This window comes from Pseudomonas sp. GW821-FHT09C09 (genome assembly GCF_059418105.1).
This window is the reverse complement of record NZ_JBWKPF010000002.1, coordinates 1025151-1047929: the sequence shown is the minus strand read 5'-3', so window position 1 is coordinate 1047929 and position 22779 is coordinate 1025151. Positions and strand designations below refer to the sequence as shown.

Genomic DNA, 22779 nt, shown 5'->3' with positions numbered 1-22779 from the left:
TCCTGACCAATATTGATACCTGTAAACCATGTCCCCGGTCTCAAACGTAAAGGATGTACCCGGTCTTTACCCACCCTGACCCTCTCCCAGGGGAGAGGGGACTGACCGAGGTGAATGTTCGAGATTCATCGACCTGAAATATTGAGTCGGACACAAAAAAGGGCCTGCTCCTTATCGGAAGCAGGCCCTTTTGTTTATTGAAGTTGCAACTTAGCAGAACCGATCAATCACCCGGACTTCGTTCTTGTTCTGCATCGAGTCCCACGCCTGTTTCAGCGTTTGCAGAACATTACCGATGAAGTCCTTGTCGGCCGCGGCTTTCTTGCCGACATAGCCGTGGCCGCGACGGTACATCTTCAGGCGGGCCAGCAGGTTCTGGTTGTTCCGGTCGAACTCTTCTTCACCAGCATGGGGCGACAGGCAGTCGATATGGACCTGACCCGACTTGCTGATCCACAGAATATGGCTGTCGTGGCTGTCTTTTTGCGCAGCGAACATACGAGCCAGTTCTTCGATAGTAGGTTGATTGTTCAGATTCATGATATTGCCCCTTGACCAGTCTGGTGATCTTTCAAAGTTGATTCGCTAATACAGGTAGCCCATCGGTTAGTTGATCCCTGGCACCGAAACCAGGACGTCAGCGGTCGCCCGTGTGAAGTACGGGGTCATGCGTCTGTTGCATGTAGTCGTGTTGAATAACTGCTACGCAATAGCGTCACAACGAGGAGAAGCAGCGAAAACCGGGAGGCTCCTTGACGACGTTTTCAGGGTCGACCACAAGCGTCTTGAGAATTTTCGCCAGCGCTTCTCGTCCTTGTACTGGACGTTCAGGCCAGGTCAGCTTCTTCAATCTGCCTTGTGGGCAGCGTGTATCCGGAAAAAACAGCTCGGCGGTCAGACGAGCTTGCTCAAGCGTGTTGCCAGTGCTCCCGATCGGGGAGACGTCTGCATCATGCAAAAGCCAAACGACGCCGTCAACGGTTTTGTAGTGATTATTTTTGCTCACTACATATTGTCGGACAAAGTCATTCTGGAATGAGAAAAGGGCCGTTCAGGCAGCGTGGGAAGGGCTGCGCAGGCTGTAGAAGGTGCAGGGGTAACCGTCCACGGTTTTCTGCTGGCGAGTGAAGTCGCCGCCGCTCACCTCAGGGATGACCCTGGCCCAGAACCGCTGCGCAGGCAGGTTGGCGTCGACATGGAAAATCTGCCATTGACCGGGCAAATGGCTCAAGAGGGCAGAGGCGACAAACTGCGCGACGCCTTGGCCACGCCAGCGTCGGCCGACGAAGAAATAGCCGATGTTGTAGTCGGCGCCTTCGATGAGGAGATGGTCATCCACGGTCACGAACCCCGCCAGTTCGCCGTCGACGTGGATCAGGAACGGCCGGGTTGCCGGTTGGCGCCAGTAATCGTCCTTCAACTGGATCGGGAAGAAACCATGCCCACCCAGCTTCAGCGGCAGCCATTCGCTGAAATCGTAGGTGTAGAACTGCATCAGGTTTTCGATGGTGTCCAGTTCGTCGCGCCGGGCGACGCGCAGTTCGATAACAGACATGCCGCTGCCTCCTGACAATCACTGCAGAAACAGTAGCCCGCACCGGGCTATTTGGCAGCCGGTTTTGCCGCACGTTTGCTGGTTCCGGTGGTTTTGCGCCGGGTGGTCTTGTGCTTGTTCTTCCACGGTGCAGCGGCCTTACCGGCAGGCGGCGGGCCACTGATGGTCAGGCTCAGCCCGGCACAACGGGTCACTTGCTTGCTCATCCACGCAGCCTGCTTGGTGACGAACTCTTCCAGACTCATTTCGCCGCTCTGCACCATGTCCAGCGCCTGCTCCCAGATTGCCGTTGTGCCGGGGTCGGCAATCGCCCGGGGCACCGCGTCGATCAGGCTGAACGCGGCGGGTGTGGCGGACAATGCCTTGCCGTTCTTCACCAGATAACCGCGATCCAGCAGGCCCTGGATGATCGAGGCGCGGGTGGCTTCGGTGCCTATCCCGGTGGTGTCCTTGAGTTTCTGCTTGAGCAGCGGGTCTTCCACCAGTTTGGCGACGTTCTTCATCGCCTTGATCAGATCGCCTTCGGTGTAGGGCTTGGGCGGTTGCGTCCACAGGTCCTTGAGCTTTACGTCAGCGATAGCACATTCGGCGCCCTGGCTTAGCGTCGGCAGGGTTTGTGGTGCGGGGGCTTCACGGCCCTTGGCCGGGGCCAGTGCTTCCGGCAGCGCGCGTTTCCAGCCCGGTTCGATGATCTGCTTGCCGACGGCACGCAAGGCTTCACCGGCGCAATCGAAATCGGCCTGGGTGCGATCGTATTCGTGGTTGGGCAGAAACTGCGCCAGATACCGTGCACGGATCAAGGTATAGACCGCACGGTGTTTGCCGGTCAGGCGTTCGAGATTCTTCGCGGCGACGGTGGGGATGATGCCGTGGTGGGCGCTGACCTTGGCATCGTTCCAGGCGCGGGAGCGGCGCTGCGGCTCCAGATGATCGCGCAACGCTTCGAGGCCCGGATCGGCCTGACGCAACGCCGCGAGAATCCCCGGCGCCTCGCTGTGCTGGCTCAGGGGCAGGTAGCCGCAATCGCTGCGCGGGTAGGTGATGACTTTGTAGGTTTCGTAGAGGGCCTGGGCGATGTCGAGGGTTTCCTGGGCGCCGAGGCCGAGCTTCTTCGAACAGACTTCCTGCAAGGTGCCGAGATCGAAGGGCAGGGGCGCCACTTCGCGCATGCGCTCGGTGCGCAGCTTGACCACCCGGGCGCTGGCGGCGCTGCTGATTGCGGCGGCCGCTTGCTGGGCGAGAGCCTGATTGAGGCAGCGATCCTGATCGTCACAGGCATCGTTCGGCGCACGCCATTGCGCCGTAAACGCCGTGCCGTCATGCAGCAGTTGCACATCGATGGCCCAGTACGCGACGGGTATGAAATCGGCAATGCTGCGGTCGCGATCCACCACCAGCCGCAGGGTCGGCGTCTGCACCCGGCCCACCGGCAGCACGCCCTGATAGCCCGATTGCCGGCCGAGCAGGGTGAACAGGCGACTCATGTTCATCCCGATCAGCCAGTCCGCCCGGGAACGCCCCAATGCCGAGTGATACAGGCTGAAGGTTTCAGCGCCGGGCTTCAGCGCCGCCAACGCCTTGCGGATCGATGCTTCGTCCAGCGCCGACAGCCACAAGCGGCGGATCGGCCCGCGATAGCGGCAATGTTCCACCAGTTCCCGGGCGATCATCTCGCCTTCACGGTCGGCGTCGGTGGCGATGATCAGTTCGCTGGCTTCGCCGAGCAGGCGCTTGACCGCTTTGTACTGGCTGGCGGTACGCGGCTTGACGGTCATTTTCCATTTGTCGGGGATGATCGGCAGATCCGCCAGCACCCAGCGCTTGTAGCGGGCGTCGTAGGCGTCCGGCGGGGCGGTCTCCAGCAGGTGGCCGATGCACCAGGTCACCGTGACGTCCGTTCCCAGCCAGCAGCCATCGCCCCGGCGCCTGGCGCCCAGAACGGCCGCAATATCCTTGGCCTGGGAAGGTTTTTCACAGAGGTACAGCCGCATAACCACCGTCGTCGATCATTGCCCGAAGAGGCGCACAGAATGGCCTGAGTCGGGCGTCGGGGCAACTTTTATCTGTATGGATATACAGATAAAAGGATTGCCGGTCATGACAGTCCGCGTCAGGGCAATCGGGGACGCTATCGAGAAATTGAATGGCGCTCACGACCGGCACTGTGTCAGGTTCGAATCGCCTCAACAGGGCGAGTGACAGGACGATCTCGCCAGAAGATCGCCGTTTTACTGTCTGACACTGACTCTTCAGCAACAAGGACGTACACCATGTCTCAACCTTCCTCCCAGGCCAGCAGCGCCTTCACTGCGGTCGACACCTTCAGCCACCTGTATGACCGTGGCACCGGAACCGTCAACGGCAAACCGTCGTTCACCGCCGACCAGGCCGCCGACGAAATCCTGCGCAAGGGCATGTCGTGGCAGGACAAGAATGCCGACGGCAAGATTGATCTGACTTACACCTTCCTGACCGACAAACCGTCGAACTACAACCCGAAACTCGGCAACTTCAGCGAATTCAGCGCCCAGCAGAAAGCCCAGGCTGTGCTGTCGATGCAATCGTGGTCGGACGTGGCCAAAGTCACTTTCACCGAAGGCAAGGGCGGCGACGGTCACATGACCTTCGGCAACTACGACGTCAGCACCGGCGGCGCGGCGTTCGCCTACCTGCCGCAGGGCAGCAGCTATGACGGCCAGTCGTGGTACCTGATCAACGATCAATACCAGGTCAACAAGACCCCGGACACCAACAACTACGGGCGTCAGACCCTGACCCACGAAATCGGCCACACCCTCGGCCTGTCGCACCCGGGCGCCTACAACGCCGGCAACGGCAACCCGACCTACAACGACGCCAAGTACGCCGAAGACACCCGTGGCTACAGCCTGATGAGCTACTGGAGTGAAGCCAACACCGACCAGAACTTCAGCAAGGACGGCAGCGGCGCCTACGCCTCCGCACCATTGCTGGACGATATCGTCGCGGTGCAGAAACTCTACGGTGCCAACCTCGAAACCCGCGCCGATGACACCGTGTACGGCTTCAACTCCAACGCCGACCGCGACTACTACAGCGCTACTTCGAACACCTCCAAAGTGGTGTTCTCGGTATGGGACGGCGGCGGCAACGACACCCTGGACTTCTCTGGTTTCAGCCAGAACCAGAAGATCAACCTCAACGAAGGTTCGTTCTCTGACGTCGGCGGTCTGGTGGGCAACGTGTCCATTGCGTATGGCGTGACCGTGGAAAACGCGATTGGCGGTTCGGGCAATGACCTGTTGATCGGCAACAGCGCGGCCAACGAACTGATCGGCGGTGCCGGCAACGACATCATCTACGGCGGTGGCGGCGGTGACACGCTGTGGGGCGGTGAAGGCGCGGACACCTTCGTGTTCGGCGCAGCCAGCGACTCGACCATGACCGCGCCGGACTGGATCATGGATTTCACCAGCGGCCTGGACAAGATCGACCTGTCGGGCATCGCCGGTTTTGCCACCGGCGCGGCCACGCTGAACTTCGTCAGCGGCTTCACCGGCCACGCGGGTGACGCGATCCTCACTTACTTCGCAGAGACCAACCAGACCAGCCTGATGATCGACCTGACCGGTCAGGGTGCTGTTGATTTCGCAGTGGGAATGGTGGGGCAGGCCGTGGCGACCGATATCGTCGCCTGATCTGATAACGAAAAACCTGAAACCGGAAAACCGCAGCCTTCGCCGGCTGCGGTTTTTTTATGGGTGGAAAACCGTTCGGCTGCGAACCCGACGTGATCCGGCCGCATGGGTTATACCTGAAACGCTCTCTTCGCCGCCGTCAGGAGAAACCGATGAAAACCTCCGGTCCCAGCCCCGTCATCACCATCGCCGAGCAGCCAGGTTGCGTGTTGGTGAAGTTCCACGGCATCCAGGTCGCCGCCTCGGCCCGCGCACTGGTGCTGCTCGAAGCCAATTACCCGCCGGTCTACTACATCCCCCGCGAAGACATCGACGAAAAATACTTCGCCCGCACCGACCACACGAGTTATTGCCCGTACAAGGGCGACGCCAATTATTTCAGTCTGCAAGTGCCCGGGCATGAGGGGGCGAATGCGGTATGGACGTACGAACATCCGAAGATTTCTGTCAGCCAGATCAAGGATTACGTTGCGTTCTATCCTGATCAGGTGAAGTTTGAATTGCTGGGTCCGGAGTTCTGACAGGCCGGTTGTGGCGAGGGCGTGAAACCCCCGCCACAGGCTTCAGGATCAGTTCTTGTCGAGATCGATATTCTTGGTCTCACGCAGACAGATCATCCCCACCACCAGGCTTACCCCGGTAATCAGCACCGGGTACCACAGCCCATAGAAAATATCCCCGGTGTACACCACCAGCGCAAACGACACGGTCGGCAGGAAACCGCCGAACCAGCCGTTGCCGATGTGGTACGGCAGGGACATCGAGGTGTAGCGGATGCGGGTCGGGAACAGTTCGACCATCAGCGCCGCGAGCGGGCCGTAGCACATGGCGGAGATGATGATCAGCGCGACGATCAGGGCCACGATCATCGGCTTGTTGATCTGCTGCATGTCAGCCTGTTGCGGGTAGCCGGCGAGGGTGATTGCACCGCGCAGGGCAGCTTCGTCGAAACCGTCGAGTTTCACATCGCCGACGCTCACCTGCACCGCGCTGCCGGCAGGCGCTGCGACGCTGGAGTAGGGCAGGCCCTGCTTGACCAGGAAAGTCTTGACCTTGTCGCACGGGCTGTCGAATTTGGCCTTGCCCACCGGATCGAACTGGAAGGTGCAGGTGGCCGGGTCGGCCACCACGGTGATCGGCGCCTGTTGGCTGGCGTGGTCGATGGCCGGGTTGGCGTAGTGGGCCAGGGATTTGAAGATCGGGAAATACAGCGCGGTAGCGAGCAGCAAGCCGAGCATCAGCACCGGTTTGCGCCCGACCTTGTCCGACAGCCAGCCGAAAATGATGAAGAACGGCGCGCCGATCACCACGCTGATGATCAGCAGACTGTTGGCCACCGCCGGGTCCATTTTCAGGAACTGGGTGAGGAAGAACAGCACGTAGAACTGCGCAGCGTAGAAGGTCACTGCTTGCCCGGCGTTGATGCTGAACAGGGCGATCAGCACGACTTTGAGGTTTTCCCATTTGCCGAAGGATTCGCGGATCGGCGCCTTGCTGGCCTTGCCTTCCTCTTTCATCTTCAGATAGGCCGGCGACTCATGCAGGCTCAGCCGAATCCAGGTGGAAATGCCCAGCAGCACGATCGACAGCAGGAACGGAATGCGCCAGCCCCAGACTTCGAACTGATCGCCGGTGAAGTAACGGCAACCGAGCACCACCAGCAGCGACAGCAGCAGGCCAAGGGTGGCGGTGGATTGAATCCAGCTCGTATGGAAACCCCGTTTGCCGATCGGCGCGTGTTCCGCCACGTAAGTCGCGGCGCCGCCGTACTCGCCGCCGAGGGCCAGGCCCTGAAGCATGCGCAGCACCACCAGAATGATCGGCGCGGCGATGCCGATGCTGGCGTAGGTCGGCAGCAGGCCAACGGCGAACGTCGCCACGCCCATCAGGATGATGGTCGCCAGAAAAGTGTATTTACGTCCGATCATGTCCCCCAACCGACCGAACACCAGCGCCCCGAACGGCCGCACGATGAAGCCTGCGGCAAATGCCATCAGCGCGAAGATGAACGCCGTGGTGTCATTGACCCCGGCGAAGAACTGCTTGCTGATCACCGCCGCCAGGGCGCCATAGAGAAAGAAGTCATACCACTCGAACACCGTCCCCAGGGACGAGGCGAAGATGACCTTTCGGGTATCGGGGCTGGCGTCCGTGCTGCGCACGGCATCCAGCGGCTGAGCGTGTTCTGACATATCGGTATCCCTCACAGTGATTGTTTTTGTTGTTTCCACTGGTGTTGCGTGTCCGGGTGATGCGCGATGTCTACAGGGTGTGGGCCATTTCCGTTTTCGGTGTGATGTTCCTGGTCTCGGGGTTGAGCATCAGCTGTGCCGCTTTTTCAGCAATCATCAGCGTAGGCGAACACGTGTTGCCGGAGGTAATGCGCGGCATGATCGACGCATCGGCAATCCGCAGACCGGGTACGCCATGCACCCGCAACTGCGCATCGACCACCGCGTCCGCGTCGTTGCCCATGCGACAAGTGCCGACCGGGTGGAAAATCGTCGTGCCGATCTTCGCCGCTGCTTCGTGCAATTGTTCTTCGGTTTGCAGGCTGGCGCCGGGCAGGTATTCCACCGGGTTGAAGGCTTGCAGGGCCGGTGCGCTGACGATGCGCCGGGTCAGGCGGATCGCGTCGGCGGCCACGCGCAGGTCTTCGGGATGGCTGAGGTAATTGGGCTGAATCAACGGGGCCTCTTGCGGATCGGCAGAGCGAATCTCGATGCGGCCACGGCTCTGCGGGCGCAAATCGCACACCGACGCGGTAAACGCCGGGAAGCTGTGCAGCGGTTCGCCAAAACGCTCCAGCGACAGCGGCTGCACGTGGTATTCGAGATTGGCCGAGGTCTGCTCCGGCCCCGAGTGGGCAAACGCGCCCAGCTGACTCGGCGCCATCGACAACGGCCCGCTGCGGTCATACAGATAGCGCAGGCCCATGCCCATCTTGCCCCACACGCTGCCGGCGATCTGGTTGAGGGTGCGAGCGTTTTCCAGTTTGTAGATCAGCCGCAGTTGCAGGTGATCCTGCAGATTGCCGCCGACGCCGGGCAGCTCATGCACCACGCCGATACCGAGCTTTTCCAGCAGCGGACGCGGGCCGATCCCGGAGCGCTGCAGAATGCTCGGCGAGCCCACGGAGCCGGCGCACAACACGATCTCCTTGCGCGCCTTGAAGCTCTTTTGTTGACCCTGCCAACGAGCGCTGACCTTCGAGGCGCGACCGTCCTCGAACAGCACTCGATCCACCTCGACGTCGGTCAACACCGTGAGATTGGCCCGGTCGCGAATCGGCTTCAGAAACGCCTTCGCCGCATTCCAGCGTACCCCGGCCTTCTGGTTCACCTGGAAGTAACCGCAACCCTCGTTGTCGCCCTGGTTGAAGTCATCGATGCTGGCGATGCCGCTCTGCTCGGCAGCGCTGCGGAATGCATCGAGAATCGGCCACGACAGGCGCTGGCGTTCGACCCGCCATTCACCCTGGTCGCCATGGAAATCCGCCGCGCCGGCAAAGTGGTTTTCGCTCTGTTTGAACAGCGGCAGCACGTCGTTCCAGGCCCAGCCCGGATTGCCCTCGGCGGCCCAGCCGTCGTAGTCGTTGGCCTGGCCGCGCATGTAGATCATGCCGTTGATCGACGAACAGCCGCCCAGCACCTTGCCACGCGGGTAACTCAGCGCGCGGCCATTGAGGCCCGGTTGTTCTTCGGTCTTGAAGCACCAGTCGGTGCGCGGGTTGCCGATGCAGAACAGGTAACCCACGGGGATGTGAATCCACGGATAGTTGTCGCGCCCGCCGGCCTCCAGCAGCAGCACGCGCCGCTGCGGATCCGCCGACAGCCGATTGGCCAGCAAACACCCGGCCGGCCCGGCACCGACCACGATGTAATCGAATTCATCGAGGGAAGTCTGCATTCCCTGACCTCGCTTATTGTTTTTGTTGTCAGTCATCCTAGTTGTTAGCTTTCGTCAAAAGAATGTTAGTTTTTGCGCAGCCGCTGTGCGTTTTCAAACAGCGCTTTCTGACGATAGCCGACAAGGACAAACCATGTTCGACTGGAACGACCTGCGGTTCTTTCTTGAGCTGCAACGCAGCGGTCGCTTGCTCACGGCCGCCCGCCGCCTGAACACCACCCACGCCACGGTCGCCCGGCATATCGAAGCCATCGAAAAAAGCCTCGGCACCGCGCTGTTCGTCCAGCACGCCCAAGGCTATGAAATGACCCCGGCGGGGGAGGCGCTGCTCAAGCATGCCGAGGCCATGGAAAACGTCGCGCTGCTGGCCCAGGAAGAAATCACCCAGTCCACCGCGCCGCTGGGCAAGATCCGCGTCGGCGTGACGGAAGGGCTGGGCATCATGTTTCTCGCCAGCCGCATGATCGGGCTGTTCGAGCGTTATCCGGGGCTGGAAGTGGAACTGGTGGCGGTGCCGCGCTTCGTCAGCATCCTCAACCGCGAGGCGGAAATCAGCATTCACCTGGAACGGCCGGCGGCGGACATGCTGGTCACCCGCAAACTCACCGATTACCGGCTCGCCCTCTATGCCAGCCGTGCTTATCTCGACAATGCACCGCCGCTGCGAAGCCGCGAGGATCTTGGCCGGCATGCGTGGATCGGCTATGTGGATGATCTGCTGTTCAGTCAGGAGCTGATGTTTCTCAATAGCTTCTGCCGCAATCCGCGCGTGGTGTTTCACAGTACCAGCGTGATCGCCCAGCAGCAGGCGGCACGTTCGGGGTTGGGGATTGCGGTGCTGCCTTGTTATATGGCGGCGTCGGATCCGGACCTGGTGGCGCTGTTGCCGGATGAGAGCATCGAGCGCAGTTACTGGATCAGTACGCGGCGGGAGTTGCACAAGTCGGTACGGTTGCGGGTGGTTTGGGATTATGTGGTGGAGTTGTGTGAAGGCGAGCGTGAACTGTTGATGGGCCAGTAAAGGGCGGCTGTTCCATGCAACTAAAATCCCCCGCAAAAGGTCATTCGCTTTGCAGAGGTTGAGTCATCTCGCAGAACCTCCACAACGAAGACGCTTGCCGTGGCCACTCACCTCGATCACCGCAATAACCTGTCCCTCGACAGCCTGAATTTCTTCCTCGCCGACGTGCGTGACGGGCTCGGTCCTTATCTGGCGATTTATCTGTTGGCGGTTCACCACTGGGAGCCGGCGAGTATCGGGCTGGTCATGACGATGGCCGGGATCGCTGCGCTCATCACGCAAACCCCGGCAGGCGCGCTGGTCGACAGTACACGTTTCAAACGGGCGCTGATCGCGATTGCCGCGCTGGTGGTCACCGGAAGTTGTCTGCTGCTGCCGTTCGTGACCTCATTCAGCCTCGTGGCCCTGACGCAAGCCATCAGTGCCGCTGCCGCTTCGATCTTCGCCCCGGCCATTTGCGCAATCACCCTCGGCATTACTGGGCCTCGCGCCTTCACGCGCAGAACCGGGCGCAACGAAACCTTCAACCACGCCGGCAACGCCTGTGCCGCACTGCTAGCCGGTTTGTCCGCGTATCTGTTCGGCCCGGTCGCGGTGTTTTATTTGATGGCGGTCATGGCGCTGGCCAGTGTGATTGCTGTCTCGTTCGTATCGGCCGACGCCATTGATCACGATCTCGCCCGAGGTCTTTCACCAAGCGAAGCGGGGCAGGGCAAGCAGCCTTCGGGGCTTTCCGTGTTACTCACCAACCGGCCGCTGCTGATGTTCGCGATTTGCTGTGCGCTGTTTCATCTGGCGAACGCGGCGATGCTTCCACTGGTAAGTCAGAAACTGGCGCAAGCCAATCTGCAGATGGCCACGCCACTGACGTCCGCTTGCATCGTCGCGGCGCAAATGGTGATGGTGCCGGTCGCGTTGCTGGTCGGGGCCAAGGCGGATGTGTGGGGGCGCAAGCCGTTGCTGCTGGCGGGTTTCCTGATCCTGCCGCTGCGTGGCGTGTTGTATGTGCTGTCCAACGATCCGTGGTGGCTGGTTTCGGTGCAACTGCTCGATGGCATTGGTGCGGGGATTTTCGGTGCGCTGTTTCCGGTGGTGGTGAAAGACCTGACGCAGGGGACCGGGCACTTCAACGTCAGCCTCGGGGCGATTTCGACGGTGTTCGGTCTGGGGGCGGCATTGAGCAACAGCCTGGCGGGGATTGTGGTTCAGGAGGCGGGGTACAGTGCTGCGTTTCTGACGTTGGCGGCGGTGGCGATGGCGGCGCTGGTGCTGCTTTGGGTGGCGGTGCCGGAGACGGTGTCGCGGTCCGGTGCTGAACCTGACGGGTTGCCAGGACCTGTGCCGCCGATCGTTGCGCCCTGACGCATTCTTGAACTGGACTGCACGGCCAACCTGACCTTCAATCTGTGAGTTCATAAAACTTCGTCGCAAACAGGGAGCTTGCAGCATGACCGACGACACCCAAGTAAAAGGCCCGGCATCCTACTTTCCTTCGATTGAAAAGAAGTACGGCCAACCGATTGACCATTGGTTGAAGCTGCTGGCCAGCATCACCGACAAAAAACACATGGAACTGGTCACCTGGCTCAAGACCGAACACGGCATGGGCCACGGGCATGCGAACGCACTGGTCGCCCATCATCTGGCCAGCGTTAAAAAGTGAGGGCAGGGCAGCCATGAACTTGAAACACAGGCCAGTGAAGGCCGATGACGTCAAAACCATCTGCGGTTTTCCGCAAGGCGTTCAGGAGTTGTATTTCATGTTCCCGAAGGCGGAATTTCCGTTGACGGAGGCGCAGATGAGCGCCGCGATCAGTCAGCGTTTCGACTCCACGGTGGTCGAGGCCGATGGCAAGATTGTCGGCTTCGCCAATTTCTATCGCGCCGAGCGCCAGGGCATTTGCTGCATTGGCAATGTGATCGTGGCGCCGAGTGCCCGGGGCAAAGGTGTGGCGCGATTTATTGTCGAGACCATGACTGAGCTGGCCTTCGAACGCTGGGAGGCGAAGGAAGTGCAGTTGTCCTGTTTCAATGAAAACACGGCCGGGTTGCTGCTGTATCCGACGCTGGGGTTTGTACCGTTTGATATCGAGGAGCGCGCTGCGCCGGGTGGTGGGCGGACGGCGTTGATTCATATGAGGCGCAACAGAAGTCCGGCCTGATCCACTATCGGTTTGACCGTCAGGGTTGTGCTAACTACGCTGCTTTTCATGGAAGTGTCATCTCGCACGACAAGGAGTGTCGGTTATGCGCGCAGCCGTTCGTTCGGCTTTTTTCCCGAGCCTGTTCCTGCCCTTGGCATTCAGCGCCGTGGCTGCCCAGCCGCCGCTTGATCCGCTGGAAACCCTGAACCGCATCAATCGCAACTACAACACCCTCAAAGACTCCTGCCAGGAGCCCGACACCGGCGCCGCTCGCGGGCATTACTACTGCAGCGGTGTGACCCTGCGCATGGTCAACGACGGTCCGTTCAACCCGTGGGACTACAGCCCTTACGCGATCAAGATCGGTGCGACGTCCTACTCGTGGATTCGCAAGGATCTGAGCACGCGGATCCTCATTCACCCGGCCGGGTTGATCCTTCGCACACCTACCGATGCGGCGGCGTTGAAGCTGCCGGTCAAGGAGCAAGGCTTCACATGCATCTATGCTTTCGATGGCGGCACCGGGCCGGAACGCAAGTGGTATGGCTGCGGCTTCTTCGACAGCCGCGAACCGCCGCGCGCCGCCCAGCCACCGATGAACAACAGGAACGCCGCACTGGCTTACGGCACCTGCGCAGAGGCGGGCGTGAGCACCGCCGAACAGTGGACCAGCAAATACACCGGGCTGATGAAAGGGCCGATCCAGTACAGCCAGTGCTCCTGGAACGCGGAGAAACCCAGCGACTGGAACGCGATGATCCGCGTCCACGAATCGCGGGTGAACACCACCAACAAAGACCCCTTCGCCTTCAGTGCGCAGGTCAACGAATTCATGTTGAAGAACGCCTCGGCCACCAACGACGGCAGCGAAAACATGAAGTACATCGATGCCTTCATCTACAACGTCAACAGCACGCAGAACTTCGCCACTCGCGGGGATCAGGCGCCACCCAAACCGGAAAACGGCCTGAACAGTGCGCGTAACTTCCAGAAGAAACTCCAGGCCCAGGGGTACAGCGTGCCGATCCTGCGGCTGGACTTCACCAAGCCGCCGGAGCAGCGCTTCAGCTATGTCGCGGCGGATCAGGCGATTGATCTGACAACTGCGGGCAATGGCCAGCCTGCACCGGTGACGTCTCGCTACATTGCGTCGGCCAATTGGGTGGAGCGACACGACCCCGGCACCGGCAAGAACGAATGGACGCTCAATGTCACGCCCACCGCCGAGGGCAAGGCGATTCAGGCCAGCGATCAGGAAGCGTTGTACAAGGAACTGTTCGCCCTGCGCGGTGCCGACAGCCAGTGGCGCGACAACGAAAAATCTCCCGGCAGCATGCGTCAGCAACTCAGTTGTCTGGTGCAGAACTATCCGGGCAAGACCGAGTGGAACCTGGAGCCGTTCCGCCCCGTCGTCAGCCCACAGGAAGCCGCCAAGGCCGGTTGCAACCCGCTGCCGGCCAAGGCGCCGCAATACATCGCCTCTGCCGACTGGGTCAAACGCTACGACCCGGGCACCCGTCAGGACGAGTGGACCCTGAGCGTCGTACCGACAGCCGCCGGGCGCGCCTTGCCCAACGAGCAGATCGATGCCTTGTACCAGCAGCTGTTCGCCCTCAGAGGCGCAGACGATAACTGGCGCAGCAACGAGAAATCCGCCGGCAGCATGCGCCAGCAATTGAACTGCGTACTGGTGAATTACCGTGCCAAGACGCCATGGAATCTTGAACCGTTCCGGCCTGCGCTTTCGGACGCCGAGACCCGGGCGGCGGGGTGCAATCCGGTGGCGCGTTAACTCGGTTTCAAACAGGGAAGTCGAGCAGAACAATCAGGGAGAAACACGTCATGAAAGAACGCTGGAACAGGATCGTCCCGCTACTCGCGTTGCCGTTTTTCTTGCAAGTGACTTCGGCCAATGCCGAATCGTGCGCAGACACGCTCAAACGCGTTGAAACCTTGTACAACAACACCACCGCCAGTTGCGGCAAAGACCCGGCATCTGACTGTTCGGGTCTGTTGATTCGTGGCACCCACCGCGCCGATCCGGCAAAAGGGCAGAAGTGGGACGTCTGGAACCCCAGCCCCAAAGCGGTAGAACTGGGCACGTTCGCCGCGTCCTACATGCGGGCCGATGGCATCAGCTATGAAGACCCCGGCATGAGCACCCAGAACGGCTACATCATCACCCCGGTCGACATGGTGCGCGACCCGGAAACCCCGGTTCACGTCTACTGCGCGTTTCCCAACGATGCCTGGACCGACTTCCGCGACGACCGTGGCTGCGGCAACAACAAGAACACCAGCCAGACCGAAGCGGTCTGCCAGTCAATGGCCCCGCCGATCACCAACGTCAATGCCTGGGTCGCGCACTTCACCAAGTTCAACAACAACCGTCAGCAAGACCAGTTGCAATGCGGTTTCAACATGCGCAACCCGATGAGCAGCCAGGATCGGGTCAACGCCTTCCAGAACTTCATGGGCGCCCGGCGCGTCATCAACACCCGTGAATTCCAGACCCAGACCGAACTGCGCCTGGGCAATCCAAAGACTGATGAGTTGCCGATCCTGGCCTTTTTCTACAGCGACTCACGGGGTTTGAACGACGCCCTGGCCAACCAGCGCGACTACAAAGCCAAGACCGGCAAGGACCGCAACGTCGTCAAGATCGACTTCCCGAGAACGCCTACCGCGAAGGCCACGTTCTCGTGCATCCAGACCGCAGCGCCACCGGCGCAACAGTTCTGCGACAAGTACATCGAGTCCAGCACCTGGGCCCAGCGCGACGACCCGAAACTCGGGCCGAAAACCTGGTCGCTGCAAGTCGTGCCGACGGCTTGCGGGCGTGCGATCAAGGATGACCAGACCGACCGGATGTTTGCCGAGTTGTACAACAAACATAAGGACGATGAGCAATGGCGGATGTACAGCGTCAATGGCGGGTCATTGCGCCGGCAGATGGTTTGTCACTTGGCAGCGACGTTTGATGGCAAGCCTGTGAGGAACAAGCCGGAGTGGAACCTTGAGCCTGCGCGGCCGTATGTGGATCAGGCGACGGCGGTGGCGCAGCGGTGTAATCCTTTCTGAGGTTGTTGAAGGGTGGAGTCCGGTCTGCCGATGCCTCAGGTATCGGCAGGCAGGATTTTCAAGACTCAAATATTCAGCCAGGCCAGTGAGCCCAGCATGACCCCCAAACCCGCCGCTCCGAACGAGACGCGTCTGAGCCATTCCTTGCGCGTCAGCAGGGTGATGGCCGCCAGTGAAATGGCGATTTGAATAGCGGTCATGGCCTGGGCCCAGCGGTGATGCTGGTGCAGAACCTGTTCCGACTTCTCGTCCCACTCTTTCGCCTGCAGCTCAAGTGTTTCCGCCTTTTTGCGGGCTTCCTCTTTCTGCTCCGCATAGCGCCGAGCCTCGGCAAGGTAATGAGCGGAGTCCAGCCCCGGAAGATGGCTGGCCAGTTCCGACAGGTTCTGCCGACTGGACTTGGCCTGGTAGTAGTTCCACTCGTTGGCGGCTTCGGTCTTCTGGATGGCCGCGTTGTTTTTGTCCATGGCCGCCTCACTTTCCGTCGAGCCGGCCTGATAACTCATCAGGGCGCCGACCGTCGCCATGATCGCCGTCATGACCGCGATCTTGCTGGCAAAGCGATCGCCTTTTGCATGGGCATGATGGGTGGTGTGTTCAACGTGTTGCTCGTGAGGACTGGGGACTTCGAACTCTTCAGGCATGACGGTCGGACTTGGATTGATGGAGGAATTTGCGCGGATTATGCAGGGTGGCCGGTTTTTTAGACACAGGGGACTGGCGGTCAGAGAATCCCTCGATTCCGCCGGTGAAATGCTCAGCATGTTCGCCGCCATCCTTGAGCCTGCACATCGCAGGACTGCTCTGGGCATCGCGCAAGTGGTCATGGTCGCGGGGCTGGCCGTGAATGAGGCGCTGGATAAGGTAGAACTGAAAGCGTAGAAGCCGCCCTCAAGGAAAAGGGAGCAGAACCATTACCTGAATCTGCTCCCTTTGTTGTTCGACGAGCTCAGCCGTTGGCGTCTGCTCGCTTTTGCGCCGTCACGATGCAAGCCTTGTAGAAATTGGAATGGAAATCGCTGATCGCTTTCTGCTGCAAGCTCTCGCTTGAGTACTGAGGAATCGCGTACGCCTCGCGGATCAGCGTCTTGAACAACTCACCCACATACTCGCTCTGCTTGCCTGCCGCTTCGGCCAGTTCCCACACCGAATCCATGGGCGCGCCTTGCTGCCTGCTTTTCATGACCTGTTTGGCCGAGTTTTCTATTCGTTGGCACTCTTCCAGCTCCTCCTGCGGCACAGGGGAGGCATGAGCGGAAAGGCTGATGGTGAAGGTTATTGCTGCTGCAGCAAGAGAACGTTTGTGCACGAGGTGTCGTCCGTGATTTTGAGGTTGAACCTTATCATTCATGGCGTGACGCCACCATTGCACGCAGGGTAATAGACAGGAAAAGAACCCGGCGCGTCGCCCGAGTCTTGAGCGTTCGAAAAGATCTCTCCCCTCACTCCATCAGCTTGTCAATAGCACAGTTGAGCGACTGTGCATCCGGCAGCGCGGTGGTAGGCTTTTTACGAGCGCCCGATCTGTTCAGATTATTGATTAAGGCAGGTCAGGCCAATGCACAAGCCGCATGTCAGATAACTGAAAGGATTCGAAAATGAAAAAGTCCATCACTGCTCTGGCCGTATCCGCAACGCTCGCTTTCACCGCCACCGTCGCGAATGCTTCCGTACATCCGACCACCCTCAAGGCTCCTCAAACTGTCAATCAAGTAACAGCTTCTAATGGCACGCCTTTCGGTACCCAACAAACAGCGGGTGAAATCCACATGGCCAGTCTGGCCAGAAGTTGCTCCGATGATCGATATTCCTGGTGGGAATACAGCGGTTGGGAAATCGTCGGCTGTCTCGCAAGCGGCCAGTGGTAACTGCTCAAATGGGCCTGGTGCGTGACTTGTGTGGTGAGTGCGCACCAGCGCTTGTTGTGAGGTTGGTTGTGAGTCAGGTACTGGATTACGTGTAACTCAAGGCATAAACCCAAATTTGCGGCGACGAGAGGAGCCCTTCGTCGCAGCAGGAAGCCAAGCGCTGGCACTGGGCCACGGCTTGCGCCACCCTGCATCGACTGTCACCCTTCTGCCCGTTCTCAAGGATCAGAACGAGGAATCAAGGATTGAGTGGCTACATTCCCAACCCGCCTAAAAACTATCGCAACACAGGCACCAAACCCGTTGATATTCATGCCCAGCATTGGGCTGAGTATGAGAAACACGGGAAAGAGCCTGCGCGTGAGCCTGAAAAAATCGGCATAGCCCTGCGGATCGGAGTGTTCTTCGATGGTACGGGGAACAATGCGAATAACACCGCAGCAGGCTTGCTTTGTGGTGCCCATCATCCAATTGCGCCCGAAGATATCGATACCAGTTGCAAGCCTTTCATGAGTGATCCTGATAGCAGCTACGCCAACGACACAAGTAATGTGCAGAAACTGAGTGAGCTGTATTTCGCACCCCAGGAAGCCGAAGGGGATAGCTTGTACAAACAAGCGTTTCGGATGGTGTATGTCGAGGGGATTGGAACGCGATCTGGTAAACAGGACAGTACATTCGGTGCTGGTACTGGGCGAGGTGATACCGGTGTTGCAGGACGAGTTCAAAGCTCATTTGCGGAGATTGAACTGCGTGTAAAAGACGTGTTGGATCTACATCCCAATGGGGAAATTACCTCGCTGAAATTTGATGTATTCGGTTTTAGTCGCGGAGCTGCTGCCGCTCGGCATTTCGCCAACGAAGTCGCCCGTGGAAAACAGGGACCGTTAGGGGATGTTTTAAGAAACATTGAAAAGCACCTCAGCCGGACCTTCGTTGATCAATTCAAAAGCAGCATAAATATTGGCTTCATCGGCCTTTTTGACACGGTGCCTTCGATTGCTGGATGGTCGAATCTGGGTGACGTCAAAAGTCCAATCGCAACGGGCATCAAGTTGTACCTTGACCGTCGTTTTTTTACAGATGTCGTTCAATTATCTGCCCGAGATGAGTGCCGAGCGAATTTTGCGCTGAGTCGCGTCAAAGCCGACCATTTGGAGATCACGCTGCCAGGCGTTCACTCGGATATTGGTGGGGGTTACCGCGATGAGGTTGAAGAGTGTGTGCTCATCAGCCCTATGCAATCCCTTGAGGTTTCGCAATTTACCGATGTGTTCACCACCTCGATTTACCAAGATGCGCTGGCTGTGAAAAAACAATGGTTGGACAAAGGTTGGCCGGCGGAAATGTTAGAAATTGTCACCCCCGCTGCGCGACTCCTTCCGGTAGATCTGCAAGATAGACTCAGTACTCGCAAGAAACGCGTTTACGTGGCCGTTCAGCTCAAGCGCCCCGTGAGCGGTAAGCTATCCAGGGTATATCTGCGTGTAATGCACCAGTTGGCTAAAGAAAAGGGTGTTCGTTTCAACGACATTCCGGACACGCCAGAGTTAGCCGTTCCTTCCGAGCTTCAATCACTGTGCAACCGGTTTGTGGCAGGTGACTACAGCACTACACCACAAGAGGAAAAACAGCTGAAGCTGAAGTACATTCACATGTCCGCAAACTGGAACCATCCCCTTGGTCGCAAAGACGGCAGTGGTCTCCGTGCCGTGTATATCAATGCGCCTACGGCAGACGCGATTCGTGTGCAACATCCTCACGTACCTGACTGGACGCTCTGGTAATGAAGTTACTCGTCACTCTCATCTGTGCACTTTTCATGACTGGCTGCCAGTCTGCTAATCCACTTTCCGCTAAAAATGATCCTAAGTCCGAATGGTGGGAGATGGCTTTTATTGAGCCGGACTACATGAAGGTCTGGGTGGAAGATAGCTCTGTGCAAGATATCACCGGCAAAGTCTTCTCCAGGACTGGCGGTGGCACCGCCGCTGGCGGTGAACCTGAAGACGGCACAGAGTCCGCAAGGGGCTGGAAGGGCGTTGGCGGCAGTGGAAGAAAAGTAGTGGGTGCCGACCTACCCATTCGTATTTACGTTCGCTGGCAATCCATCGTAGAACAGAAGACATGGCAGGCTTGGGTGGACATTCCTGAGGAGGCCAGGCAACTGATGGTGTCATCTACCAATCAGCGTTGCCCGCAGACGCCTGATCAAAAAGCGAGATATATGGCGTCGATCTATCTGGGATTGGCTCCTGGTGGCGTCGTGCAGGTTTGGGTAAGGGACTCGTGCCACCATCCGGTGAAAGTGGCCCGAGCCCAAGCCGTGATCGAGCCGTTGGGGCCTAGTCAGGGCAAGAATGAGGGGCGTTATGCCTACCCAGTCAGTGAAAAGTCCAAGCGCTATATCGATAAATTCGGAATTCCGTACGGAAGTTGGTAGCTGTCAGCAAATGAGGCAATTCATAAGTTTGCTATGCCTGCTGTTGATTGCTGGTTGTCATTTGACTGCTCCGTTGTCAGGCGAAAATGATCCCAAGTCCGAATGGTGGGAGCTCGGCTTTACTGAACCTCGCTACATGAAGGTTTGGGTGGAAGACACTTCGGTGGAAGACATCAAAGGAAGAACGTTCCTGCACACCGGCTCTGGATCGGCGTCGGGCGGACAACCAGAGGATGGCACAGAGTCCGCCAAAGGTTGGCACGGCGTAGGTAGTTCTGCGAAAGCAGTGGTAGGCGCGGACCTTCCCAAACGAATCTTCGTTCGCTGGCAATCTATCGTAGAGCCACAAACCTATCGTGTTTGGGTGGACATACCCGAGGAAGCCAGGCAACTGATGCTGGCGTCGGTCAACCAGCGATGCGCGAAAACGCCAGAGCAAACAGCTACCTATGTTTCTTCGGTTTATCTGGGGTTGGCGCCGGGCGGAGTTGTGCAAGTGTGGGTTAGAGATGCTTGTCATCACCCGGTCAAGGTAGCAAGGGCGCAAGCTGAGATTGAACGGCTGGGTCCAAGTCAAGGCAAGAATCAAGGACGTTACGCCTATCCGGTTAATGAAAAGGCTAAGCGCTATATTGAGAAGTTTGGTATTCCCTATGGCAGTTGGTAATTTTGGGGGGGGGCGGCGGAGGAGAGGACGGACGTCTTAAAAATAAATCCGTCCCCATTTTTGTCCCTGACTTTATTTTTTGAAACGTCTATTAAGGAATTGCGCCAAATCTCCTTTTTGATTCGTTGGTACGTCGCGTGGAATGTAGAACTGGTCTTGAATTTCATTGAATGTTTTGGCTAGGCTGTGTTGTCCGAGTTTGGTCAGCCCGTCTAAAAAACGATGAGGATGCCAGCATAGTTTTCTCATTATGTGAGCTGCATCTATGTAGGCTTCATCACTGTTCGTCGCAGCAGCTACTGATGTGAAGTAGTCTTCTGGCATGTATATATGGCTTTCGCATTCGTAAATTGCTGAAATTGCATGCCATTCCATAATTGAAATTGTGTTTGTGCTTTCCCCGTTTTTGACATTTAGCATTTTATGGATGGTGTCTTGAGTGATTTCGGTTAAAGGCTTTTCAATTCCTATTAGGTGGGAGAGGAAAGGTTTTATTTTGATTTGATTGATTGCTTCGGTGAAGTCTCTGCCTGAAATGTTTTTACTGTCCATCCATTCTTTTTTGATTTTCAATAGCTGCTCGCTTCCGGTATCTGCCCAAGTGGAGTAGTCAGGAAGCTGTGCGGCAAGTGAAAAAAGTTCTTCTCGATTCAGCTTTTTGGTCAGAGTATTGGCCTCGTATTCGGGGATGAAAAAGTCATGAATATAAATGGCTAATTCATCCATCAAATTGCGCATTTCATCCCAGCGGCGCTTTACAGTTAGGAGGTCGATTAATCTTTGACCTCGTAAGTGCGGCTCGTCCTCGTTGCTTCGAGGGTAACGAAATACCTGTCCGGTTTCATCGAGCTTGTCATAGTCTTGAATGTACTCGGAAAGTGGTGTTACATGTTTCAGTATGCGGTTGTCTGTTTTTTTGCAGGTGTCGACAAGTTGGTTGTACAGCGTGCTTAGCTTGTGTGTGTTTGTATTGTCTATCTCGATCTCGCGTAGTGCACATACCCGGGTTATGTGCATTTTTAAGTGGAGTTCAATGTGGTGTCTGGCGCAAAATAGGATTGGGTATATGATGGCGTCTTTTGTTATGTTGATGGGGCGGCCTGACTCAATGTCCTCAATAAAATCGTTTGTTAAGGCAGTGTTTAACAGAATATCTACAGAGTTTGCAAAGCCCCATTGGTAAATGTAGTCTTTGTCACCGAAGCATTCATCGCCAACAAGTGCGTTATGGTTTGTATTGTTGCTAGGTAGAAAAGTTTTGTTATTATCCATGTTGAGGCCTTTGAGTGCGTGGTTAAGCGCTTATTGACAAGCTCGAAGTTTTTTTGGTTCGGCTGGGACTGACGTGGATGGATTTAATTTTTATTGTTTAATAAGGCATTGTTGCGCTTTTTGTGTTTTTTCATTTTTCATAAATAAAATTTTCATTTGGTCTCTGAGGGGAGCGTTGTAAGTTTGAGTTTGTTATTGGGGGGTGTAGGTATTCAAGAAGTTGGCTGCATACTCCAAAAATGGAGTGAGGCGCCAATAAGCTGTCTTTGATTGAGCGATTTCAACATCTAGTTGCTTAGAAGCTTCAGTCTCAATGTGGGCGAGATTTCGCAGTTCGTAAGTTCGCTTTATATCTTCGGCGTAAGCGGCCTCCAGAAGGCCTACGCGAACAGCGCAATCAACTTTGTCTTTAAAAGGTATGGAGTTTTTTGGGGTTTTTGCGTCTCGATAGACGCACGTGAAGACTTCTTCCTCTCCGTATTTTATTTTTGTGAGGCTTCCTAGCGCCTGAACAGGCTTGTATGCTTTGTGGATTTGAAGTTTTAATACTTCTGGGTGGTCTTTCAATTTACCCCAGAATAAATTTGTTATAACTGCTTCGTATATGGATGCGTACTGCATGATTTGAAATTTTACAAATGGATGTTGCTCATCACCTTGGGCGAAAGTGGCTTCCATCAGCTTGTATGTGTATCGGGCAGCATAGAAGGCTCGCCCTAGCCTAAGCTGTAATTCACGATCGTCAATAATTGCAAACTGATCTATATGCCAGGATATATCTCCTGGTAAATCTCTGATGCAGTAGTCGTGGATTAGGCTTCTTGTTTCTGATGATAGAGGCATGTTGCTCCTTGCGCGATGCTGATTTATTGGTAAGAGGTGTGCAGGTGTTAAGAGATTTATAGTTGGGGGGTAGATATTTCCTAATGTGTATTGACTTTCTTGTGATTTTTTTGCGGGGTGCTTGGTTGTTGCCGAGCCGGTCGCGTGTCTTTGGAGTCGGAGTTTCGGCGTGCCGCCATTCTTGGGAGCTGCGGCTCCATACAATAACGTCATGAGTTATGAGATTTAAATGCTTCTAAAATCCCATTGTTTATCGCCTGGTTTCATTGTTTTTTATAACAGTGATTGTCACCGAGATT

At 57.3% G+C, this 22779-nt stretch carries 22 protein-coding genes and 1 pseudogene; 14 read left to right on the top strand and 9 right to left on the bottom strand.

Features of this window, described 5'->3' with window-relative positions:
• Positions 1–210 precede the first annotated feature (210 nt).
• The gene (locus tag AC07NR_RS09670; RefSeq protein WP_047293552.1) at positions 211–540 is read right to left on the bottom strand and encodes a hypothetical protein; all 330 of its coding nucleotides are present in this window, start codon (positions 538–540) and stop codon (positions 211–213) included.
• A 127-nt stretch (positions 541–667) separates the two neighbouring features.
• Between AC07NR_RS09670 and AC07NR_RS09665 the strand changes: the two genes are divergently transcribed.
• On the top strand, positions 668–1039 hold the full coding sequence (locus AC07NR_RS09665; RefSeq protein WP_085654241.1) for a hypothetical protein: 372 nt from the start codon (positions 668–670) through the stop codon (positions 1037–1039).
• Positions 1040–1051: 12 nt separating this feature from the next.
• On the opposite strand, the gene AC07NR_RS09660 is transcribed toward AC07NR_RS09665, so the two are convergent.
• Together AC07NR_RS09660 and AC07NR_RS09655 are read right to left on the bottom strand one after the other, a co-directional pair.
• Entirely contained in the window at positions 1052–1555 is a 504-nt protein-coding gene (locus AC07NR_RS09660) for a GNAT family N-acetyltransferase (RefSeq protein ID WP_495078458.1), read from the bottom strand.
• Positions 1556–1602: 47 nt separating this feature from the next.
• On the bottom strand, positions 1603–3546 hold the full coding sequence (locus AC07NR_RS09655; RefSeq protein WP_495078457.1) for a DNA topoisomerase III: 1944 nt from the start codon (positions 3544–3546) through the stop codon (positions 1603–1605).
• 279 nt (positions 3547–3825) lie between these two features.
• Between AC07NR_RS09655 and AC07NR_RS09650 the strand changes: the two genes are divergently transcribed.
• Together AC07NR_RS09650 and AC07NR_RS09645 are read left to right on the top strand one after the other, a co-directional pair.
• The gene (locus tag AC07NR_RS09650) at positions 3826–5232 is read left to right on the top strand and encodes a serralysin family metalloprotease (protein ID WP_495078456.1); all 1407 of its coding nucleotides are present in this window, start codon (positions 3826–3828) and stop codon (positions 5230–5232) included.
• Between the two features lie 152 nt (positions 5233–5384).
• A complete protein-coding gene (locus AC07NR_RS09645; RefSeq protein WP_423203722.1) occupies positions 5385–5753 on the top strand; it encodes a DUF427 domain-containing protein in 369 nt (122 codons plus the stop codon).
• 48 nt (positions 5754–5801) lie between these two features.
• Here the strand turns inward: AC07NR_RS09645 and AC07NR_RS09640 are convergent, their stop codons facing one another.
• Both AC07NR_RS09640 and AC07NR_RS09635 read right to left on the bottom strand, forming a co-directional pair.
• Positions 5802–7424 (bottom strand): MFS transporter, encoded by a 1623-nt coding sequence (locus AC07NR_RS09640; protein ID WP_114883765.1) that lies wholly within the window; start codon positions 7422–7424, stop codon positions 5802–5804.
• Positions 7425–7494: 70 nt separating this feature from the next.
• Positions 7495–9141: a GMC family oxidoreductase gene (locus AC07NR_RS09635; protein ID WP_495078455.1), complete on the bottom strand. Its 1647-nt coding sequence runs from the start codon at positions 9139–9141 to the stop codon at positions 7495–7497.
• A 133-nt stretch (positions 9142–9274) separates the two neighbouring features.
• On the opposite strand from AC07NR_RS09635, the gene AC07NR_RS09630 reads away from it, so the two are divergent.
• From AC07NR_RS09630 to AC07NR_RS09605, 6 genes are all read left to right on the top strand, one after another.
• Positions 9275–10162: a LysR family transcriptional regulator gene (locus AC07NR_RS09630; protein WP_495078454.1), complete on the top strand. Its 888-nt coding sequence runs from the start codon at positions 9275–9277 to the stop codon at positions 10160–10162.
• 99 nt (positions 10163–10261) lie between these two features.
• Positions 10262–11524 (top strand): MFS transporter, encoded by a 1263-nt coding sequence (locus tag AC07NR_RS09625; protein ID WP_495078453.1) that lies wholly within the window; start codon positions 10262–10264, stop codon positions 11522–11524.
• 85 nt (positions 11525–11609) lie between these two features.
• The gene (locus AC07NR_RS09620; protein WP_495078452.1) at positions 11610–11825 is read left to right on the top strand and encodes a DUF4287 domain-containing protein; all 216 of its coding nucleotides are present in this window, start codon (positions 11610–11612) and stop codon (positions 11823–11825) included.
• A gap of 13 nt (positions 11826–11838) precedes the next feature.
• The gene (locus tag AC07NR_RS09615; RefSeq protein WP_495078451.1) at positions 11839–12324 is read left to right on the top strand and encodes a GNAT family N-acetyltransferase; all 486 of its coding nucleotides are present in this window, start codon (positions 11839–11841) and stop codon (positions 12322–12324) included.
• Positions 12325–12409: 85 nt separating this feature from the next.
• Positions 12410–14098: a DUF2599 domain-containing protein gene (locus AC07NR_RS09610; RefSeq protein WP_495078450.1), complete on the top strand. Its 1689-nt coding sequence runs from the start codon at positions 12410–12412 to the stop codon at positions 14096–14098.
• Positions 14099–14148: 50 nt separating this feature from the next.
• Positions 14149–15387, top strand: coding sequence for a DUF2599 domain-containing protein (locus AC07NR_RS09605; RefSeq protein ID WP_495078449.1), 1239 nt, complete (start codon positions 14149–14151; stop codon positions 15385–15387).
• A gap of 65 nt (positions 15388–15452) precedes the next feature.
• On the opposite strand, the gene AC07NR_RS09600 is transcribed toward AC07NR_RS09605, so the two are convergent.
• Positions 15453–16031 carry a DUF4337 domain-containing protein gene (locus AC07NR_RS09600; protein ID WP_495078448.1) on the bottom strand — a complete coding sequence of 193 codons (579 nt, stop codon included), beginning with the start codon at positions 16029–16031 and terminating at the stop codon, positions 15453–15455.
• 85 nt (positions 16032–16116) lie between these two features.
• On the opposite strand from AC07NR_RS09600, the pseudogene AC07NR_RS09595 reads away from it, so the two are divergent.
• Positions 16117–16269: pseudogene (locus tag AC07NR_RS09595) on the top strand (DUF6124 family protein); the annotation flags it as partial.
• Between the two features lie 67 nt (positions 16270–16336).
• Here AC07NR_RS09595 and AC07NR_RS09590 read toward each other — a convergent pair.
• Positions 16337–16738, bottom strand: coding sequence for a hypothetical protein (locus tag AC07NR_RS09590; RefSeq protein WP_495078447.1), 402 nt, complete (start codon positions 16736–16738; stop codon positions 16337–16339).
• A 247-nt stretch (positions 16739–16985) separates the two neighbouring features.
• Here AC07NR_RS09590 and AC07NR_RS09585 point away from each other — a divergent pair, with 247 nt between their 5' ends.
• The 4 genes from AC07NR_RS09585 (at position 16986) to AC07NR_RS09570 (ending at position 20365) form a co-directional block, all read left to right on the top strand.
• On the top strand, positions 16986–17255 hold the full coding sequence (locus AC07NR_RS09585) for a hypothetical protein (RefSeq protein WP_495078446.1): 270 nt from the start codon (positions 16986–16988) through the stop codon (positions 17253–17255).
• A gap of 245 nt (positions 17256–17500) precedes the next feature.
• Positions 17501–19042 carry a T6SS phospholipase effector Tle1-like catalytic domain-containing protein gene (locus AC07NR_RS09580; RefSeq protein ID WP_495078445.1) on the top strand — a complete coding sequence of 514 codons (1542 nt, stop codon included), beginning with the start codon at positions 17501–17503 and terminating at the stop codon, positions 19040–19042.
• Positions 19042–19698, top strand: a complete 657-nt coding sequence (locus tag AC07NR_RS09575) for a DUF2931 family protein (protein WP_495078444.1) — start codon at positions 19042–19044, stop codon at positions 19696–19698. The genes AC07NR_RS09580 and AC07NR_RS09575 overlap by 1 nt, the downstream gene beginning before the upstream one ends.
• 10 nt (positions 19699–19708) lie before the next feature.
• Positions 19709–20365: a DUF2931 family protein gene (locus AC07NR_RS09570; RefSeq protein WP_495078443.1), complete on the top strand. Its 657-nt coding sequence runs from the start codon at positions 19709–19711 to the stop codon at positions 20363–20365.
• Positions 20366–20437: 72 nt separating this feature from the next.
• Here AC07NR_RS09570 and AC07NR_RS09565 read toward each other — a convergent pair whose 3' ends face one another.
• A complete protein-coding gene (locus tag AC07NR_RS09565; protein WP_495078442.1) occupies positions 20438–21637 on the bottom strand; it encodes a hypothetical protein in 1200 nt (399 codons plus the stop codon).
• A gap of 192 nt (positions 21638–21829) precedes the next feature.
• Positions 21830–22480: a hypothetical protein gene (locus tag AC07NR_RS09560; protein WP_495078441.1), complete on the bottom strand. Its 651-nt coding sequence runs from the start codon at positions 22478–22480 to the stop codon at positions 21830–21832.
• Between the last annotated feature and the right edge of the window lie 299 nt (positions 22481–22779).

Excerpts from the sequence above, each read along its gene's own strand:
- AC07NR_RS09660 (WP_495078458.1), bottom strand. The coding sequence starts at position 1,555 with ATGTCTGTTATCGAACTGCGCGTCGCCCGGCGCGACGAACTGGACACC.
- AC07NR_RS09630 (WP_495078454.1), top strand. The coding sequence starts at position 9,275 with ATGTTCGACTGGAACGACCTGCGGTTCTTTCTTGAGCTGCAACGCAGC.
- AC07NR_RS09560 (WP_495078441.1), bottom strand. The coding sequence starts at position 22,480 with ATGCCTCTATCATCAGAAACAAGAAGCCTAATCCACGACTACTGCATC.
- AC07NR_RS09605 (WP_495078449.1), top strand. The coding sequence starts at position 14,149 with ATGAAAGAACGCTGGAACAGGATCGTCCCGCTACTCGCGTTGCCGTTT.
- AC07NR_RS09570 (WP_495078443.1), top strand. The coding sequence starts at position 19,709 with ATGAGGCAATTCATAAGTTTGCTATGCCTGCTGTTGATTGCTGGTTGT.
- AC07NR_RS09670 (WP_047293552.1), bottom strand. The coding sequence starts at position 540 with ATGAATCTGAACAATCAACCTACTATCGAAGAACTGGCTCGTATGTTC.
- AC07NR_RS09600 (WP_495078448.1), bottom strand. The coding sequence starts at position 16,031 with ATGCCTGAAGAGTTCGAAGTCCCCAGTCCTCACGAGCAACACGTTGAA.
- AC07NR_RS09655 (WP_495078457.1), bottom strand. The coding sequence starts at position 3,546 with ATGCGGCTGTACCTCTGTGAAAAACCTTCCCAGGCCAAGGATATTGCG.
- AC07NR_RS09575 (WP_495078444.1), top strand. The coding sequence starts at position 19,042 with ATGAAGTTACTCGTCACTCTCATCTGTGCACTTTTCATGACTGGCTGC.
- AC07NR_RS09620 (WP_495078452.1), top strand. The coding sequence starts at position 11,610 with ATGACCGACGACACCCAAGTAAAAGGCCCGGCATCCTACTTTCCTTCG.
- AC07NR_RS09645 (WP_423203722.1), top strand. The coding sequence starts at position 5,385 with ATGAAAACCTCCGGTCCCAGCCCCGTCATCACCATCGCCGAGCAGCCA.
- AC07NR_RS09565 (WP_495078442.1), bottom strand. The coding sequence starts at position 21,637 with ATGGATAATAACAAAACTTTTCTACCTAGCAACAATACAAACCATAAC.
- AC07NR_RS09650 (WP_495078456.1), top strand. The coding sequence starts at position 3,826 with ATGTCTCAACCTTCCTCCCAGGCCAGCAGCGCCTTCACTGCGGTCGAC.
- AC07NR_RS09590 (WP_495078447.1), bottom strand. The coding sequence starts at position 16,738 with ATGAATGATAAGGTTCAACCTCAAAATCACGGACGACACCTCGTGCAC.
- AC07NR_RS09610 (WP_495078450.1), top strand. The coding sequence starts at position 12,410 with ATGCGCGCAGCCGTTCGTTCGGCTTTTTTCCCGAGCCTGTTCCTGCCC.
- AC07NR_RS09635 (WP_495078455.1), bottom strand. The coding sequence starts at position 9,141 with ATGCAGACTTCCCTCGATGAATTCGATTACATCGTGGTCGGTGCCGGG.
- AC07NR_RS09615 (WP_495078451.1), top strand. The coding sequence starts at position 11,839 with ATGAACTTGAAACACAGGCCAGTGAAGGCCGATGACGTCAAAACCATC.
- AC07NR_RS09640 (WP_114883765.1), bottom strand. The coding sequence starts at position 7,424 with ATGTCAGAACACGCTCAGCCGCTGGATGCCGTGCGCAGCACGGACGCC.
- AC07NR_RS09585 (WP_495078446.1), top strand. The coding sequence starts at position 16,986 with ATGAAAAAGTCCATCACTGCTCTGGCCGTATCCGCAACGCTCGCTTTC.
- AC07NR_RS09665 (WP_085654241.1), top strand. The coding sequence starts at position 668 with ATGCGTCTGTTGCATGTAGTCGTGTTGAATAACTGCTACGCAATAGCG.